The 17,381-nt window shown below is 44.0% G+C and carries 17 protein-coding genes; 3 read left to right on the top strand and 14 right to left on the bottom strand.

All coding sequences use genetic code 11. From position 1 onward, the window contains the following. Nucleotides 1–54: 54 nt before the first annotated feature. The 3 genes from MKY15_RS09930 to mntR all read right to left on the bottom strand — a co-directional run bounded on the left by MKY15_RS09930 (nucleotide 55) and on the right by mntR (nucleotide 2,300). Complete coding sequence (locus MKY15_RS09930; protein ID WP_187046540.1) at nucleotides 55–945, bottom strand: DUF1002 domain-containing protein; 891 nt, start codon at nucleotides 943–945, stop codon at nucleotides 55–57. Nucleotides 946–1,011: 66 nt separating this feature from the next. Further along, the gene (locus MKY15_RS09925; RefSeq protein ID WP_067205231.1) at nucleotides 1,012–1,875 is read right to left on the bottom strand and encodes a S1-like domain-containing RNA-binding protein; all 864 of its coding nucleotides are present in this window, start codon (nucleotides 1,873–1,875) and stop codon (nucleotides 1,012–1,014) included. Continuing rightward, nucleotides 1,875–2,300, bottom strand: coding sequence for a transcriptional regulator MntR (gene mntR, locus MKY15_RS09920; RefSeq protein ID WP_067205228.1), 426 nt, complete (start codon nucleotides 2,298–2,300; stop codon nucleotides 1,875–1,877). Before mntR ends, MKY15_RS09925 begins: the two co-directional genes overlap by 1 nt. 130 nt (nucleotides 2,301–2,430) lie before the next feature. On the opposite strand from mntR, the gene MKY15_RS09915 reads away from it, so the two are divergent. Further along, nucleotides 2,431–2,577 (top strand): lmo0937 family membrane protein, encoded by a 147-nt coding sequence (locus MKY15_RS09915; protein ID WP_156476133.1) that lies wholly within the window; start codon nucleotides 2,431–2,433, stop codon nucleotides 2,575–2,577. 394 nt (nucleotides 2,578–2,971) lie between these two features. Here the strand turns inward: MKY15_RS09915 and MKY15_RS09910 are convergent, their stop codons facing one another. Genes MKY15_RS09910 through MKY15_RS09900 form a run of 3 tightly spaced genes read right to left on the bottom strand, consistent with a single transcriptional unit; the run spans nucleotide 2,972 to nucleotide 6,575 of the window. Further along, the gene (locus MKY15_RS09910; protein ID WP_067205225.1) at nucleotides 2,972–4,084 is read right to left on the bottom strand and encodes a GNAT family N-acetyltransferase; all 1,113 of its coding nucleotides are present in this window, start codon (nucleotides 4,082–4,084) and stop codon (nucleotides 2,972–2,974) included. 27 nt (nucleotides 4,085–4,111) lie between these two features. Then, nucleotides 4,112–6,220 (bottom strand): heavy metal translocating P-type ATPase, encoded by a 2,109-nt coding sequence (locus MKY15_RS09905; RefSeq protein ID WP_342539601.1) that lies wholly within the window; start codon nucleotides 6,218–6,220, stop codon nucleotides 4,112–4,114. Next, nucleotides 6,207–6,575: a metalloregulator ArsR/SmtB family transcription factor gene (locus MKY15_RS09900; protein ID WP_067205220.1), complete on the bottom strand. Its 369-nt coding sequence runs from the start codon at nucleotides 6,573–6,575 to the stop codon at nucleotides 6,207–6,209. Before MKY15_RS09900 ends, MKY15_RS09905 begins: the two co-directional genes overlap by 14 nt. A 205-nt stretch (nucleotides 6,576–6,780) precedes the next feature. On the opposite strand from MKY15_RS09900, the gene MKY15_RS09895 reads away from it, so the two are divergent. Next, a complete protein-coding gene (locus tag MKY15_RS09895) occupies nucleotides 6,781–7,200 on the top strand; it encodes a universal stress protein (RefSeq protein WP_067205217.1) in 420 nt (139 codons plus the stop codon). 81 nt (nucleotides 7,201–7,281) lie between these two features. Here the strand turns inward: MKY15_RS09895 and MKY15_RS09890 are convergent, their stop codons facing one another. From MKY15_RS09890 to MKY15_RS09855, 8 genes are all read right to left on the bottom strand, one after another. After that, nucleotides 7,282–9,666 (bottom strand): penicillin acylase family protein, encoded by a 2,385-nt coding sequence (locus tag MKY15_RS09890; RefSeq protein ID WP_342539733.1) that lies wholly within the window; start codon nucleotides 9,664–9,666, stop codon nucleotides 7,282–7,284. A gap of 518 nt (nucleotides 9,667–10,184) precedes the next feature. After that, complete coding sequence (locus MKY15_RS09885) at nucleotides 10,185–10,565, bottom strand: Na+/H+ antiporter subunit G (protein ID WP_067205214.1); 381 nt, start codon at nucleotides 10,563–10,565, stop codon at nucleotides 10,185–10,187. Then, nucleotides 10,543–10,827: a Na(+)/H(+) antiporter subunit F1 gene (locus tag MKY15_RS09880; RefSeq protein ID WP_067205211.1), complete on the bottom strand. Its 285-nt coding sequence runs from the start codon at nucleotides 10,825–10,827 to the stop codon at nucleotides 10,543–10,545. Before MKY15_RS09880 ends, MKY15_RS09885 begins: the two co-directional genes overlap by 23 nt. Beyond that, nucleotides 10,827–11,309, bottom strand: coding sequence for a Na+/H+ antiporter subunit E (locus tag MKY15_RS09875; RefSeq protein ID WP_067205208.1), 483 nt, complete (start codon nucleotides 11,307–11,309; stop codon nucleotides 10,827–10,829). Before MKY15_RS09875 ends, MKY15_RS09880 begins: the two co-directional genes overlap by 1 nt. A gap of 46 nt (nucleotides 11,310–11,355) precedes the next feature. Then, nucleotides 11,356–12,840: a Na+/H+ antiporter subunit D gene (locus tag MKY15_RS09870; RefSeq protein ID WP_067205205.1), complete on the bottom strand. Its 1,485-nt coding sequence runs from the start codon at nucleotides 12,838–12,840 to the stop codon at nucleotides 11,356–11,358. Then, nucleotides 12,833–13,171, bottom strand: a complete 339-nt coding sequence (locus MKY15_RS09865) for a Na(+)/H(+) antiporter subunit C (protein WP_067205202.1) — start codon at nucleotides 13,169–13,171, stop codon at nucleotides 12,833–12,835. The genes MKY15_RS09870 and MKY15_RS09865 overlap by 8 nt, the downstream gene beginning before the upstream one ends. A 3-nt stretch (nucleotides 13,172–13,174) precedes the next feature. Further along, entirely contained in the window at nucleotides 13,175–13,597 is a 423-nt protein-coding gene (locus tag MKY15_RS09860) for a Na(+)/H(+) antiporter subunit B (RefSeq protein ID WP_067205198.1), read from the bottom strand. After that, the gene (locus tag MKY15_RS09855; RefSeq protein ID WP_342539596.1) at nucleotides 13,587–15,998 is read right to left on the bottom strand and encodes a Na+/H+ antiporter subunit A; all 2,412 of its coding nucleotides are present in this window, start codon (nucleotides 15,996–15,998) and stop codon (nucleotides 13,587–13,589) included. The genes MKY15_RS09860 and MKY15_RS09855 overlap by 11 nt, the downstream gene beginning before the upstream one ends. A 534-nt stretch (nucleotides 15,999–16,532) precedes the next feature. Here MKY15_RS09855 and MKY15_RS09850 point away from each other — a divergent pair. Continuing rightward, complete coding sequence (locus MKY15_RS09850) at nucleotides 16,533–17,207, top strand: histidine kinase (RefSeq protein WP_067205195.1); 675 nt, start codon at nucleotides 16,533–16,535, stop codon at nucleotides 17,205–17,207. Nucleotides 17,208–17,381 lie beyond the last annotated feature (174 nt).

Raw genomic sequence — 17,381 nt, 5'->3', positions numbered from 1 at the left:
AAACTACCCCTTTTCAATAAATTCTCCTTCATAATACAACATTTTACTTCCCGATTACTTAAACCAAGACTGAACGGATTCGAAAAGGTTCGCAAAGAACTCCTTCACACTTTCCCAAAAGCCAGGATCAATATCACCGAGTGTTTCTTTTATTTTCGATGTCATATCCGATAATTGCTCAGATAATTTATTGAAATCGATATCTAAATTTCTAATTCTGTCCATTAAGTCTATGAGCAATTGCCGATCCGCATCACTTAAATTAATATTAAGCTTTTTCATTTGCTCTGTGACAATTTTCTCAACCTCTTCTTTTGTCGCCGGATTTTTCTCTGCGATTTGCTTTTTAATTTCCGTTAGAAGCTCGGCTACTTTGTCACTATCGACACCGGGTTCTTTCGCAAACTTCGTCGCAAGATTCAATTCATCATTTGCGACATCAGTCCGCTCTGTATCAAGTTTCTCACCAGTCACTTCATAGGCTTTGTATATTCCAACTAACGCGGAATGGCCCGTCACTTTTTTCGGTGAGGCTACCTCGACAATTGCGTCTTCGATTCCGGCCGTTAACATTGCCGTTGCATAGATTTCTGGTGTCACCTGTGTAATATTATCCTGTGTAACAATCGTGATGACAAGCCCTTTGCCTTCTTCCTGCCTCGTGATTTTAGCTGAAGAATACATACGTGCCTTGCCATTGCCATCTTTAATATATTTCACAAGGTCACTGCCATCAACGGATATTTCTTCCACTTCCGCTTCTTGTGCAACGCCCAAACTATTCTTCACACTTTCTTTTTCTGCGTCTGATAAATCTGCACCGTAAACAACGATTGGTACACCTAGTTTTTCATTGATGACTGGATCTTCTGCATGTACGGTCGCCGGAACCGTGATTCCGATTACCAGTACAGCCGCCATCATTATTGTCAGTAGACGTTTCATGTTGATTCCCCCTCTTTCTAGGAATTAATACGATTCCCGGTTGATAAAGGTTCCCGAACTTCGGTATTATTTCAACAATGTCCATCCATCATTCTGTTCAATTCTGCCTTCTTTCATGAGTTTACCAAGTGCACGTTTGAATGATGCTTTACTCATATTGAACATTTCTTTTATCTCGTCAGGTGTTGATTTATCCGTGAAGGGCATACGTCCCTTAGCTTCATTCAAATAACGAAGGATTTTTTCAGCATCGTCTCCCTGACGCTCCTCTTTACGAGGCAACATCGATCCGTTCACTGTTCCATCTTCACGGACACCAATAATACGGACAGTCATTTCTTGGCCGAGACGAGGTTCACGTTCCTGTTCTGTATTGTGGATGAAAATACGGTAATTTTCAGGAATGCTAAGCATAAACGAACCAACTGGTAACAAGCGATACGCTCTTGCCTTCAAGTCCATGTTAAAGACGGAAGTAGGCGCTTCAATGATTTGTTCTAATACGCGTTCTTCTGTAGCAAGTCGGCCGAAAATAGTACCGCCCAAATCCATTCGAAGCGTCATATACAACGCATCGTCTACCTTCGGCCATAGAGCCCGCACTTTAGGCATATCATTTTTATTCACAAGCACTTCGATTGAAGAACCGATATCAACATAAACACCTTCATGGTCATCCACACGTATTACACGTGCCCAGCCAAATGTCTCAGCTGTCATGTGTGGAATCTGCATCGTCGCAGAAAGCTCTCCGCGTCTATTCATGTAAAGGAAAACTTTTACTTTATCTCCTTCTTGAATGTTTTCGTCTGCATCAGATGCATTCAACATAATATGTTCTTGTTCGCTATCGCCACCCAATATCCATCTTGAACCGTCTTGCTCCAACACTTCTAACTCCACCGCATAACCTGATTTTAGTTGTTCCATTATTTATCTACCTCTTTCTCCTGATCCATTACACGTAATTTTCTAACAAATTCTTCGTCTTGTCCCATCGCTTCGACCAGATCAGTTATTCGATCCATCGCATTCCAGCTTAGGTGATGTTCAATTCCTTCCACGTCCCCATAAATATTTTCTTCATCGACTCCAATAATGCGAAGAAACTGTTCAAGGAGATCATGACGTCGAACAAGTTTTTTTCCGAACGAAAACCCTTTTCCTGTCAATTCGAGACCTTTGTAGCGTTCATAAACAATATAGCCTTCCTTGTCGAGACGCTGAGCCATTTTTGTAACGGATGAAGGGAGAACCGCCAAGGATTCAGCTACATCCGATACACGTGCAACGCCTTTCGCTTCGATATGCAAATAAATCTGTTCAAGATAATCTTCCATACCTGGTGTTGCCAACTGTACCGCCTCCAGTATGTATACCCAGTCTCATTCCCAATCACTACTTTTCAAACGTCCCTAGTTTAACTTTTAATTGGCGGGGGTAAAGATAGAATACATCAGTAAAGGGGGAATTCACATGGGTCGAATTATATGGTTACTCATTGTAGCATTATTCGTGTTTTGGTTGTTAGGTCTCGTATTCAAGATTGGCGGAGGACTAATTCACATTCTTCTAGTCATCGCGGTTATTGCATTTATTTTCAATCTTATTTCCGGAAAACGAAGCGTGTAACGAAAGGGATGTCGACATTAGTCGGCATCCCTTTTTTAGTGTCTAGCTTCAGCGGCCAGACGCTCGGGTCATAAGCCAGACCAGCTAGGAAGGATTGAAGTGCATCCTTCCCGGGTAAAGAACACCGCGTCGCCGGTCCGTCTTATGCCTGTCGCGTCTATGCGGGCCGCTTCCGCTTTTCGGAGCTAGACGGCGCCTGGAGCTTAGGCCTACACGAAGTAGGTCATGCAGCTGTTGCGACAGGACGTCGCGCACTTAAGCTGCATTCCTTATATTGTCTAGCTACAGCGGCCAGACGCTCGGGTCATAAGCCAGACCAGCTGTGCGGGAAGAGCACCGCGTCGCCGGTCCGTTTTATGCCTGTCGCGTCTATACGGGCCGCTTCCGCTTTTCTTTAGTCTATTTTCGCATAGATGCATGTATTTCGTAAAACATTACCATCGGGGGATAAGGAATCTTGTTTCAAAATTCCTTCGAGGGTGAACCCTGCACGTTCTGCGACGCTACGACTTTTCATGTTTTCTTCATCACAACGAATTTCCACTCTGCGCGCTCCAAGCTTTTCGAAGGCAAATTTTTCAATATGTTTAACGGCTTCGGTCATATAGCCCTGGCCTTCAAATTCTGTAGCTAGCCAGTAGCCAATCTCGAATTTCGGAATCGACCAATCGATTCGATGTAGTCCCGATGAACCGACAAACTTCCCGGTTTCTTTATGGTAAACATGGAAGCGCAGGTCTTGTCTTGTGATGAAATTTGCAACTGCTTTTCGCAAGCTTTCTTCTGTCATATGCAGCTCCGGTTCCGGTTGCGCCCATGGCATCCACTTGCGAAGCGCAGGTAATGAAGCCCTAATCGCATTCCAAGCATCTGTTGCATCGCCAAGTTCAGGAGCCCGAATGACAAGCCGTTCTGATTCGAATGACTCCGCGAAATCCGGGATACGAGGGGATGCCGCAGAACCTCGTGACTTCTCTCCGTCTTCCCAAATCACAGGCGTTGTCGTTCCCGCCATGAAATCTTCCCGCGTAATACCATAGGTCACTGCATCATAATAGGAATGTTCTTTAGGCGAAAACCAAGCTTTCCGAAGATGTGCTTCCTTGACAAAGCCTGCACGTTCGAACGTTTTTCGCATCGCAAGATTATCTTGTCTCGTATGACCTTCGAGACGAATTTTCTTGCCTGGCAATCCGAATACATATTCCGCGACAAGTCGAAGAGCCTTCGGGCCGTAGCCATATCCCCTCGACATATCTGCAATACGTAAATCGAACAACGGAATTTCATCTTGCAAGTCGTAAATTTTTACGATTCCTACTTTTTCTCCGGCGTCATTTTCCACCCAAAACGTTTTGACTTCATCCGACTCATAGCCGCCCTCTTCGATTGTTTTTTCAATCAAATGACGTCCCGGATCAGAGTTACCGTGGTAAGGCCACGTATTAGTTGTCATGAAATGAATAAGTTGCTCCTGCTCTTCCATTGTCCACTCTTGTAAATACATTAGAATTCGCCTCCGTATAGAAACTACTTACTTATGAACGCGTAGCAACCGCAACGAGTTCAGCACAACGAGTAGCGTGGCACCCATATCCGCGAAGATGGCAATCCATAATGTCAGCCAACCGGGAATGATAAGAAGCAATGCTATAATTTTTAAGCCTAATGCAAACATAATGTTTTCTTTGATGATTCGCAATGTTTTTCGGCTTAATTTCATTGTATAAGGTAATTTCCCTAAATCATCTGCCATTAGTGCAATATCTGCTGTTTCCAATGCAGCGTCCGTTCCTGCTCCACCCATTGCTATACCAACTGAAGCTGCAGCTAAGGCAGGCGCGTCATTGATGCCATCACCAACCATGGCAACACGGCCATATTCGTCACTCAATTGTTTAATCGCTGTTAATTTGTCTTCCGGCATTAGTCCGGCGCGTACATCCGTAACACCGAGCTCAGCAGCAATTGCTTCTGCCGTTACTTGGTGATCGCCTGTCAGCATGACTGTATGACGGATACCTATACTTTTCAGTTGTTCAAGGACGTCACGACTTTCCGCACGTATGGGATCCGCCACGGCTAGCAGTCCGCTAAAATCAGTACCCGTGACAATCGCCATGACAGACTTTCCTTGTCGTTGAAGGGATGCCGCTTGCTGTAATATGTCTTCTGGCAATGAAGAAAGTTCTTGTGCCCAGCTTAGGCTGCCAATATAAGTCGTCATGCCATCAATTTCAGCATAAGCGCCTTTTCCGGTAACCGATTGAAAATTGGACACAGCGACTTTCTGCGCACCATGTTGATGCGCGTAATCGACAACCGCTTTTGCAAGCGGATGCTGTGACATTGACTCGACTGCTGCGATTGCACTTAATAATTGCTCTTGAGCGATTTCTTTACCTACGATGAAATCCGTTACTTCCGGATACCCTTTCGTTAACGTTCCGGTTTTATCGAACGCAATAACGTCAAGTCTTCCTGTTTCTTCGAGGTGGATACCGCCTTTAATCAGCACGCCTTGACGTGCCGCGTTACCAATCGCTGTGACAATCGCAACTGGTGTAGAGACAACAAGTGCACATGGACAACCGACGACGAGTACAGCAAGACCTTGGTAGATCCACGCGTTCCAATCGCCACCGAGTAATGGTGGTATTATGGCCACAAGAATTGCAATCACGATGATTGCAGGTGTGTAGTATTTCGCGAATTTATCAACGAACTTTTGAGATGGTGCTTTTTCTGCTTGCGCATCTTCTACGAGATGGATGATCTTCGCAATTGTTGTATCGCCGACAAGCTTTGTAACCGTTACTTCAAGTGCACCCTCTTCATTAAGCGTGCCCGCGAATACATTATCACCAGATTTTTTTTGGACAGGGATGGATTCCCCTGTAATCGCTGCTTGATTGACCGTAGATGAACCCGTTAGAACAGCGCCGTCCATAGCGATTTTCTGACCTGGTTTTACGATTAGAATATCGCCGACGATGATATCTTCTGTCGGAAGTTCCATAAACGTTTCCCCTCGTTTTACGAGGGCGGAAGGCGGTGCAATATCCATCAATTGTCGGATGGACTGTCGTGCTTTATTCATTGAATAGGCTTCTAACGCTTCACTAACCGCAAACAGGAAGACGACAACCGCACCTTCACGCCATTCCCCAATAATGGCAGCACCAATAATGGCAATCGTCATCAGCGTTTTCATATCGAATTCGAAACGGACCAAATTTCGCAATCCTGTTTTGAATATGCTTGTTCCACCAATTACAATGGCAATTGCAAATAGGGCAATTGCTGCAGGATGTGTTTCAGCGTAACGAAATGACACATACATCCCTATTAGTAAGAAAAGCAATGAAAAAAGGGTAACGAGATTTTCTTTCCGTTTAAAGAAAGACGTTTTCGGCTCAATCTTCTTATTCTGAAGTGGGACAACTTTAATGCCGTCAAAAGCACCTGCTGCTTCGAGGTCTTCAATCGTTGCACTGCCACTAAATGCTAATTTTGATGCACCAAAATTCACTTGTACATCCTCAATAGAAGGCAGGTTTTTAACGTTTTTTTCAAACTTCATCGCACAACTGGCACATGTTAGATTCTCCAACCTATATTCTTTCTTCTCAACCGTTGCCATGCTCAACACCCTCTATCGTATGCTCGTGTGCGACTTTCACAAGTTGGTGGACGTGATCGTCTGCGAGCGAATAGTAAACCATCTTCCCTTTTCTCCTTGATTTAGCAAGTGCTTGTTCGCGCAAATAGCGTAAGTGGTGGGAAGCTGTCGCAACGGAAGAACCAATCACTGCCGCAACGTCACATACACACATTTCTTCTTCTAGTGTCAGCGAAAAAGCAATTTTTAATCTGGTTTCATCCGCCAACGCTTTAAATATCGCGACAGCAGCACCCACATCAGGGAGCGCCTTCTGTACCCGATTCACAACTTCTTCATGAACCGTTGTCACTTCACAAACTTCTTTTACCGTCATATTTACACCTCATTCAAATGGTTGTTTGATTAACTTTAGTATATGTAATTCCTCTTGTAATTGCAAGGCTAATCAAACGGTGCTTTGAATGTAAATTTCCGCTTGATTTATTACTCAAAAGAAGGGTTTAACAGATAGGCGTAGAAGACTTATACTTACTAACAATGTAACTTTACATGTCAGACATACGAAAGTAGGGATTCCGATGTATAACCGAATACTAGTCGCGGTCGACGGCTCAGTAAACTCGCACCGCGCAGCCAAACATGCCGCTCAACTTGCCTCGTTATGCCAAGGAGTGGCCGTTGAAATCCTTTATATCCTTGAGTTTGACCGAACACGTTCAGATGTACTTGATAATGCTAGCAGTGATGATCTCCATATCGATCGCAAGAAGCGACTCATGCCCATCGAGGAGGCTTTCGAGCAGTTTCAAATCCCCTTTAAGCTTGTCATCAAACACGGTGACCCTGGACCAATCATCGTTAATTTTGCCAATAGTGGTGAATTCGATCTTGTCGTTCTCGGTAGCCGTGGCCTGAATACTTTTCAGGAAATGGTGCTAGGCAGTGTGAGTCATAAAGTAGCAAAACGTGTGACAGCACCGGTTTTGATTGTTAAATAACAGAGGCTCTTAGCGGTGGATAAGATAATGCATCGGTTTACCCGCGTTTCCAAAGTTTCACCAAATTAAAAACGGGGCGCATTAGCGCTCCGCTTTTAACTTCAACGTATATCCTTCTTTAATGTCCCCATCCAAAACAGTTTCATGGTAATTACCATTCACCCAGTCATCTGCTTGATCGTGGAACCATTGCGATTTTATGTGGCCACTTTGACCCGGCCCTACAATATGATTCGCTTTCGATAAATCGGACAAATCGGCAACAAAGCGCCAAGGTGCACCGTGATTTACAGTACCATCTGCCTGAAATGCTGCAGCCTGGACTGTAACATTCGAACCGCCGATTGCCTGTTTCTTCGGATTTAAGAAATATTCAAAGATTGGAGATGCGCCTGATAGAGCGTGCGGAAACTCCAACTGATGGAAATCTCCCCATTGCCAATCCGCGATTTTATCACCGAACAATCCTTCAATCTCTTCGATTGAATTTACAAATGAATCGAAGACCCACTTATCAACACCGCCATACTCTTCCACCCAGGCCCCTGGTTCACCCGCATAAGCGTCGCGCAACATTTTGTCGGTAATTGTCCCTTTCGCCGGCAGAAGCTCATAAACGTCCTCAGGCATCGTTGCACTGAGCATGCCAATTGGCAATTGTTTTATCCATTTATGAAAGACAAGTGGTGCCGCCGCATCTGCGGAATCATATTGATCCCACTCGCGAAGCATTTTTACAATTTCTTTGTACTTTCCGACAGCGGCGTCTTTCATTTCAATTGAACCAATCATATCGTCCAAGAACTCACGAGCGTATAAGTTCTTCTGATCCATCTGCAATTTCATCATATCTTCCGCCGTGAAATTATCTCCTTCGCGAAGCACTTCCGCTATTCGTTCATAGCGATAAGGCTGTGCCCAAAGTTTTGTAATATGATACGGATATGAATCGTCAACAATTTGATTATTTGCTGTGGCAATGAACCCTTCTTTAGGATTCACGACACGCGGCAACTCATCATATGGAATGTAGCCCGTCCAGCCATAATCGGAAGAGTCGCCTGGTACAGGCAATTGCGCATCCCCTTGTTTCCTGATAGGAATACGACCGTTCGCTTTATAAGCAATAGTGCCGTCATTCGCTGCAAACACAAAGTTCTGTGCTGGTGCATGGAAGTCTTCCAAAGCCATCTCAAAACTTTCCCAGTCGGAAGCTTTGTTCATCTTCATAATCGCTTCGAGTTCTTTTGTCGGTTCCAGTGCTGTCCATTGCATTGAAAACAGCGCGTTTGGATCTTCATCTTTGTAAAGAATGTCCGAAATAATCGGGCCATGCCGAGTAACCATTACTTCAAACGGTACATCCTCCTCGCCTTTTACAGAAATCGTTTCATCTCTTACCTCAGCCTGTTCCCATTCTCCATCATAGAGAAATTGTGTCCGATCTTCAGGATTCGGAGTTTCGATATATAGATCTTGTACGTCAGGTCCAACGTTCGTCACACCCCATGCAACGTCGTCATTATGCCCAAGAATAATTCCTGGAATCCCTGCAAAAATAACACCGCTAACGTTTTGTTCAGGTGATTGCAAATGCATCTGATACCAGATCGCCGGCGTATCAAGCCCGAGATGCGGATCATCTGCTAGAAGCGGTAATCCTGAAGCCGTTTTATCCCCCGACACGACCCAGTTGTTACTACCGTTGAATTCAGGCGGCACAAGATCAGGGTCGAACTGACCAGCCACAGCGACCGGATTCGCAATGTTAGCCTCAATAATAGAAGACGCATTTTCCGGATAAACGGTGAACAACTCCCGCGCCAAGTCTTCCGAGAAATTATTCAACGCCCAATGCCTGACCGCTAAACTATCCCAGTTTCCGCCGAGGTCATAAGCCATATACTTACCTATCGTCAGCGAATCGATTTCTGTCCATGGTTCAGGCGTGTAGCCCAGGACCTTGAATTCATACGGAAACTTCCCATCTCGCTCCGCCTCCTCAATGAATGCATTGACTCCTTCCGCATACCAGCTGAGCACCTTTTTCCCTTCCTCACCATAGCCGTCATAAGACGCTTCGGCCGCCGAGCGCAAGCTAAATGTACGGAACTTCTTATCCGTTCCAACAGCCACTTCCCCAACTACTTCGGATAATCGACCACTCGCTTGCCTACGAGCCATATCCATTTGAAATAAACGGTCTTGGGCTTGCACATAGCCTTGAGTCCTATACAAATCCGCGTCCGATTCCGCCGTTATATGCGGTACGCCAAACTCATCCCGGACGATTGTCACATCTTCATCTAGAATTTCCACACTTACTTCTCCATCAATAAACGGTTTCGACTTCGCTATGTAACTATTTACAATAAGTAGTACCACAATAGCCAAAACTATAATTGATCCAAACACCGACAACATAATTTTTGGCCATTTCCCCATCCGTTTCCCCTGTTTCACCATTTCACGCACCTTCCCTATCTCCCTTAATGGTATTCTACTATTTCATTTATATTCCTTCTTTCTCCAAACAAACCTTAGGGCAAAAGTGGTAACTCAACACAACCGATTATATATCCGCGCTACCGAGCATTAACGCATCACAACCAATCATATATCCGCGATACCGAGCATAAACGCATCACAACCGATCATATATACCCGACACCGAGCATAAACGCATCACAACCAATCATATATCCCCGACACCAAGCATTAACGCAGCACAACCGATCATATATACCCGACACCGAGCATTAACGCATCTCACCAATCATATATCCGCGATACCGAGCATTAACGAAACACAACCGATCATATATCCGCGCTACCGAGCATTAACACAGCACAACCAATCATATATCCGCGATACCGAGCATTAACGAAACACAACCGATCATATATCCGCGCTACCGAGCATTAACACAGCACAACCAATCATCCATCCAAATCCCCTCAACAAAAAAAGGATAGGACAGCCACTAACGGCCGGTCCCATCCTCTTCTATTTTATCCTTATGCAAAACCTCATATAATTCATCCTCAGTAGAAATATCCGCTAACTTCACATTCGACCGGTAAGCCGCTCGGACGATCAAATGTCCGGCAACCGGTGCAGTTAGAAAGACGAACACAATTCCTAAAAGAAGGCGTACACTTACGAAATGTTGACTGAACAAAAAGTAAATAAAAGCGCCTGACAAGGTTAGCAAAACAGCGAGCGTCGAACTTTTCGTCGCAGCATGAGATCTCGTGTAGACATCAGGCAGCCGAAGCAATCCAAAGACACTGATTACGCTCGCAACTCCGCCTGTTAAAATCAGAAAAGCGCCTACGAATTCACCTATCGTGTTTACGTTCAACGATAACACCCCTCTCGATGAATTTAGAGAAGGCAATTGTACCGATGAACGATAGAATTCCCAAAATAAGAATGACTTCTAAAAATGCTTTCGTGTTCATGACCACTGAAATTACGGCTATCATAGCAATCAAGTTTACACCAATCATATCGAGCCCGATAACGCGGTCCGGCATCGAAGGGCCGAGAATGATTCGTATGACAGCTATTGCAATCGTTATTGAGAATAATACGAGCGAAGTCGTCAGCATTGCTTGAATCATCAGCGGGTCACCTCCATGATTGCTCTTTCAAAGTTATGCAGTTGCATCAAAAGTCCATCGCGAGATTGTTCGACGTCCATCGCGTGAATAAACAGGACATTTCCTTCAGGGGATACTTCCATGACGACAGACCCCGGGGTCAGCGTCAAAAGCAACGACAGCATCGTCACTTCTGAATCACTCTCTAAGACTGTTTCATATTTAAAAATACCCGGTTTAATTTTCAGCTTTGGGCTAAGTATTTGTTTCAATACAACTACGCTCGATTTGGTCAATTCGGATATGAAGATGAAAAGTAGCTTGAATGTCGCATACAAACGGCGCAAGTAGAATTGCGTGCCGAAAAATCTATGCATGAAAAATATGATTCCTATCCCAACCAGGAAGCCGGCAAAGAAAGTCGTAAACTTTAGCTCATCCTCATCGATTAAGAGCATCCAGAGCAGAGCTATAAATAAATTCAACAGTAACTGGGCTGGCATTAGCCTTCACCTCTTCTTTTCGGTCATTGGACGGGATTGTCTTCGATTAACGGTTGTCATTCAAAACCGCGTCTATATAGATATCAGGATTTGTCAGTGTTCGGGCTGCATCTGAAACGTATGGCGCAAGCGCCTCTGCTCCAACTCCCAGCGCAATTGTCAGTACACCAAACAGGACGAGTGGAATAAGCATCCCTTTTTTAAGCGGTACATCGTCATCTTCATTGATAATCGTTTCGCCCCAAAAGCAGTTTAGGAAAATCCGCAGAAGTGAATACAAAACGAAAATACTTGATAGGAACGCGATTGCAAGCAAGACGAACGCACCCGCCTCAATCGCCCCTTGGCCAACGTACACCTTTCCGATGAACCCGCTAAGCGGCGGAATTCCCGCAAGTGACAGCATTGTGATGAAGAACAGCCACCCAAGTAATGGATAATTGCGAATCAACCCACTCATATTTTCAATCCTTGCAGTTCCAGTTAAGTAGATCATCGTCCCTGCGATAAGGAATAACAAAGCTTTAATAATCATGTCATGGATAAGATAATAAATAGACCCTTGAATCGCCACTTCTGTCGAGACAGCAAGGCCAACGAGTATAAACCCTACTGCAATGACGACGTTATAGGACACAATCTTCCGGATATCATTGTAGGCGATTGCACCAATACTACCGCCAATCATCGTGATTCCCGCCATAATGCCAATCATCAAATGTGTAACACCAGGCTCGTGATAAAAAATGAGCGTAAACACGCGGAACATTGCATAGATACCGACTTTCGTAAGCAAAGCACCGAACAAAGCCGCAACTACTGTCGGTGGTGCACTGTATGACCCTGGCAACCAGAAATATAGAAGTAGTCCAGATTTCAAACTAAATACAATGAGGAACACAATGCTAATCACTGTCAACAGCGGCCCTTGCCCGACTTCTGCAATACGTACTGATAGATGTGCCATATTAAGCGTACCTACCGTACCATATAAGTACGCGATTCCAACGAGGAAAAACCACGATGACAGTACATTTATAGTTATGTATTTAATTGATTCGACGAGTTGAACTTTCCTGCCTCCAAGTGTAATGAGCACATAAGAAGATAGAAGCATAACTTCAAAACAGACGAATAAGTTGAACAAGTCACCCGTTAGAAATGAACCATTAACGCCCGCAATCAGGAAAAAAACGAACGGATAAAAGAACATATTCTCATGCGCTCGACCAATCGACGAGAACGCATAAATTAGAAGGATTCCTGTTACAATCGCTGTCGTCAATACAAGTAGCATAGAGAATGAATCTGCGACAAATGAAATTCCGTATGGTGGCAACCAGCCCCCGAAATCGAGCCGTAAAATACCGTCCGCCTGAATCATGTTCAAAATATAAACACTGATCGCTACGGTTGCTACGATTGAAACAAGACTGAACGCCCGTTGAACTTTCACATAAGGCCGGAGAAATACAAGTAAAATCCCTGTTAATAAAGGTATAATCATTGGCATAACTATAATATTATTCATCTTTGAACCCTCTCAATGCAGCGAGATTGTCCGACCCAGTCTCTTTGTATGTTCGATATGCAAGCACCAGTAAAAAGGAAGTCACTGCGAAACTGATCACTATTGCAGTCAGGATAAGTGCCTGTGGAAGAGCATCCGTGTAGCTCTCCGCATTTTCACCTAATAGTGGGACTGCTCCTTTTTTCAAGCCGCCCATCGTCATTAATAGCAAATGCACAGCATGCGACAGGATTGCCGTCCCTAAAATGACCCGAACTAGACTTTTAGATAGCAGCAAGTAGACAGCGACCGTTACAAGGACTCCAACGAGTATCGTTATTAACGTTTCCAACAGCTACACATCCTCACTAATACTTAAAATAATCGTTACAACAACACCGACAACAGTCAGTGCAACCCCTGCCTCAAACAGCACGACCGTCGCTAATTCCGTTTCCCCAAACACTGGCAAGTTGAAATGACTAGCCGTCTGTGTAAGGAATGATGCACCGAATAGAACTGACCCTAACCCCGTTCCGACTGCAAGCAATACACCAAACGCTGCAATCTTCTTGAAATCGAATGGGATGCCCTTATGGACTGTTTCGATATCGAACACCAAATAGAGAAGAACGAACGCGGAAGATAGGACGAGACCACCAATGAATCCACCTCCCGGATTATTATGACCGGAAAGGAACAATTCCACCCCGAACGTCAAAATGATGAAGACAACAATCTTCGTTACTGTCTGTAAAATGACATCATTAATCTTCAACGTCCTCGTCCCCCTTTCCAGCCTTCAGTTTAATCAATGTAAACACGCCAATACCGGCGATAAAAAGTACAACTACTTCGAGCATCGTATCGAATGCCCGGAAGTCACCCAATATCGTATTGACGATATTCTTTCCTCCCGCCAACTCATAAGCATCTTCAAAGTATACTGAAATCGACTCGAACATCTTATTGCCTTGTACGAGGAGTGCAAGAACTGTAACAACCGTTCCTACCGAAATGGCAATAATGCCTTTGAAAACTTTTAATGACCTTGTCGATTTCTCCTTGCTCCATTCAGGTAAGAAATAGAAACATAAGAGGAATAACGCAGTCGTCACGGTTTCTACGATAATTTGTGTCAAAGCCAAATCCGGTGCCCGGAACACGACAAAGAGAATAGCAATTGAATAACCGAGAACACCATTTAACAGGATTGCCGTCATACGTGATTTTACAAAGATGATCGCAATACTCGCACCCATCATTACGAAGATGATGATATACTCGCTAACCGTGATGGGAGCATCGTTAGAAAAATCGATTGAAAACCCACCGGTCCATAACAGACCGCCACCGACAGTTAGGATGAAAAAAACAAATATATATGCAAGATAATCCCTAAGGTATCCCGTCATATAAGTCCGAGTCAAGAAAGATGAAGCTTTCTCCGCCTGCGTCAACAAGCCGTTATACATAGAATCGAGATTCCAGCGCATAGGTGCAAGCGAGTAAACCCCGCGCCAATAACGAAGGAAGAAGTATAGCAATGCGCCCACTACGATAACACCAATTGTCATCATGATAGCTCCATTAAAACCATGCCAAGCAGTTATATGCGGGACAAGGCCTTCCGCACCTTCAAACGGAGGTAAAACCGAAGCCATTGCAGGCTTTAACAAATACTTTCCGACTACATTCGGGAAGAAGAAAATACCTACAACGAACAGTGCAAGAATCGACGGAGCAATCAGCATCCCAACTGGCGCTTCAAATGCTTTTCTATCAAGACGGTCCGGTTGATGTTTCCCAAGAAATGTCTGAAAAACGATAATCATGCTATAAACGAATGTCAACACGCTTGCAATCCAAGCAACAACAGGCAATAAGCTTCCCATCAGCGGCCCCATTGCGAAAATGTCGAGATTACGCACATTCAGTACGGATTCGAAAAACATTTCCTTACTAAGGAAACCGTTAAACGGCGGTAATCCTGCCATCGAAAAACTGCCGATTACAGCGATTGTAAACGTCACGGGCATGAGTGACATCAGTCCGCCAAGTCTACGAATATCTCGCGTTCCAACTTGATGATCGACAATACCAACGACCATAAAGAGAGCACCTTTGAACGTTGAATGGTTAATAAGATGGAACAAAGCGGCAAATGTCGCCTGTGTATAAATAACTGAGTCCGCGCTGTAGCCTTCGTTAAGCGCCGCTGAACCAAGTCCGAAGAGGCTCATGATCAGACCCAGTTGACTAATTGTTGAGTAGGCGAGCAATGCCTTCAGATCCGTTTGCCGCACCGCATTGACGGATCCCCAGAACAATGTAAATATCCCCACGCCAGTAACTGTATAAAACCACACCGCTTCCCCACCAAATACAGGTGTGAAGCGTGCGACAAGGTAAATCCCTGCCTTAACCATTGTCGCGGAATGTAAATAAGCACTGACCGGTGTCGGCGCTTCCATGGCATCTGGTAGCCAGATGTGGAATGGAAACTGGGCTGACTTCGTAAATGCACCAAGCAAAACGAGTAGCATTGCCGGTAAAAACAAACTTTCATTTGTATACTGACCAATTGTTGCAATGATTTCGCGCACACTGAACGACCCAGTCATTGTATGCAACATGATAAAACCAACAAGCATCCCTACTCCGCCAGATACAGTGATGAGCATTGACTTTTGTGCACCATACCTAGACTTTTTGCGGTGGTACCAAAATGCGATTAAAAGAAACGACGAAATACTCGTCAATTCCCAAAAAACATATAGCACCATTAAGTTGTCCGAGAATATTACTCCAAGCATCGAGCCCATGAACATCAAAAGATAAACGTAAAAACGCCCTAATGCTTCGCGTTCAGACAAATAATATATGGAATAGAGAATTACGAGGCTCCCTACCCCAGTAATTAAAAGGCCAAAAATCATACTGAGACCATCTAGATACGTCGTAAAATTGATCCCAGCAGAATCAATCCATTTAATCGTATGTATATATGTTTTCCCTCCTGCAATCGCGGGAATGAAACTGGCAAGATATATGAATAGGACGAGTGGAACGGACATGACAAACCACCCGATATTGCGACTGCGCACCCTCTTATAAATGAACGGGACGAGTAGAGCAGCCAAAAACGGGATAAAAATAGCTATCGTTATCGCCAACAAATGCAAACCTCCAATACTAAACAGATTAAGAAAAGCGCAAGGCGCGGTTTAGCCCCGATAAGTAGAAGGGATTAAGTTTGGACCCTCCCTACTGGTAATCTTGAAGATAAAGGCGTGCTAAGCCTTTTCAGCCAGACCGAGGCTAATGGAAGGAAGTCTGAAGTCTAGACATCGGCCCATGTAGAAAAATTTGTACCTTCTTACCTTTTAAAACAGTTGTAATAAACCACCTGAAAATCTACAGAAATACACAATCCATATTATGTATTACTTGTAAAACTCATTATTATATTGGGCAAACTTGACCTTCAGCGTGACTGGCGGGATAATAGGGAGCTATAGATAATAGTATTAGGGGAAGCTCAAAGAGTTTACACAATAAATTATACACTATTACCATACTCTTAGCACTTTGAAGCATTCGCATCTTGTCAAATCGTTCATTTTCATATATAATTGTTTGGTTTTCAATCAGTACTAAACTTCTAACATGAATTCGACTAACCAAAATATAATTAAGAGGTGACTACCGTCATGGGCAAAGTAAAAGGTCGTATGGACGAGAGTATTCTCGTTTGTGTCTACTACGGTCCAAATGGTGAGCGTCTCATTAGGCGCGGACATAAAATTGCAACGATCATGGATTGTCCAATGTATATTTTAACAGTGGACCCGCTTCCTTATGATGAATTTGACGCGGAAAAATCCGAATATATCGATCGTTGGAAAGAACTCGCTGAAGAACTTGAAGTAGAAGATTTCATAATCCGGGATAATGAAAAACGTACTTCCGCAAAAGTTATTAAGGAAGTAGCTCATACACATAACATTACCCAAATCATTCTTGGGCAAACTGCTCAGAGTAGATGGGAAGAGATTACTAAAGGTTCGTTCATGAACGTATTGTTACGAGAAATCACATTCGTTGACTTCCATGTCGTTTCTGTCGATCGCGCCATCAGAGACGAGATTGACGGCATGTTCGAAAAAGGCGTACGTGCCTACTTAGTCGAAGACAGTAACGGTTTCCGCGTCAACTTCACGCTTTCAAAAGAAGTTCGCTTTGAAGGTATTTTCTTCAAAGAAGTTGGAACTGACTTCAACAATGGGATCTTCAAATTCATGAGTAACAATAAAATGTGCCAAGTGCACATTACAGACGACCAAGTAACCGACCCTGCACTGCTCTCTTGTAAAAACGCCAGATGATAAGAAAAGCGCAAGGCGCCTTTTAACCCCAACAAGCGCTGGAGAAAAAGGCGATCTCTGCCTTTAAATAAAGGACTGAAACTCAAAGAAGACAGTCTAAATTTGCGACTTTGTGTTGAGATTGATGCCTGGAGCCTAAACACTGCTCTACGTCAAAAAACATATAGTTTCCTA

It is taken from the genome of Sporosarcina sp. FSL K6-1540, assembly GCF_038620285.1.
GTDB classification, from domain to species: domain Bacteria; phylum Bacillota; class Bacilli; order Bacillales_A; family Planococcaceae; genus Sporosarcina; species Sporosarcina psychrophila.
The sequence above is the reverse complement of the archived record's forward strand: the minus strand, read 5'-3'. Positions and strand labels throughout refer to the sequence as shown.

What these genes read in the sequence shown, in the direction of transcription:
- MKY15_RS09930 (WP_187046540.1), bottom strand. Translation starts at nt 945, where the DNA reads ATGAAACGTCTACTGACAATAATGATGGCGGCTGTACTGGTAATCGGA.
- MKY15_RS09925 (WP_067205231.1), bottom strand. Translation starts at nt 1,875, where the DNA reads ATGGAACAACTAAAATCAGGTTATGCGGTGGAGTTAGAAGTGTTGGAG.
- MKY15_RS09910 (WP_067205225.1), bottom strand. Translation starts at nt 4,084, where the DNA reads ATGTATTTACAAGAGTGGACAATGGAAGAGCAGGAGCAACTTATTCAT.
- MKY15_RS09905 (WP_342539601.1), bottom strand. Translation starts at nt 6,220, where the DNA reads ATGGCAACGGTTGAGAAGAAAGAATATAGGTTGGAGAATCTAACATGT.
- MKY15_RS09900 (WP_067205220.1), bottom strand. Translation starts at nt 6,575, where the DNA reads ATGACGGTAAAAGAAGTTTGTGAAGTGACAACGGTTCATGAAGAAGTT.
- MKY15_RS09895 (WP_067205217.1), top strand. Translation starts at nt 6,781, where the DNA reads ATGTATAACCGAATACTAGTCGCGGTCGACGGCTCAGTAAACTCGCAC.
- MKY15_RS09890 (WP_342539733.1), bottom strand. Translation starts at nt 9,666, where the DNA reads ATGGTGAAACAGGGGAAACGGATGGGGAAATGGCCAAAAATTATGTTG.
- MKY15_RS09880 (WP_067205211.1), bottom strand. Translation starts at nt 10,827, where the DNA reads ATGATTCAAGCAATGCTGACGACTTCGCTCGTATTATTCTCAATAACG.
- MKY15_RS09875 (WP_067205208.1), bottom strand. Translation starts at nt 11,309, where the DNA reads ATGCCAGCCCAGTTACTGTTGAATTTATTTATAGCTCTGCTCTGGATG.
- MKY15_RS09870 (WP_067205205.1), bottom strand. Translation starts at nt 12,840, where the DNA reads ATGAATAATATTATAGTTATGCCAATGATTATACCTTTATTAACAGGG.
- MKY15_RS09850 (WP_067205195.1), top strand. Translation starts at nt 16,533, where the DNA reads ATGGGCAAAGTAAAAGGTCGTATGGACGAGAGTATTCTCGTTTGTGTC.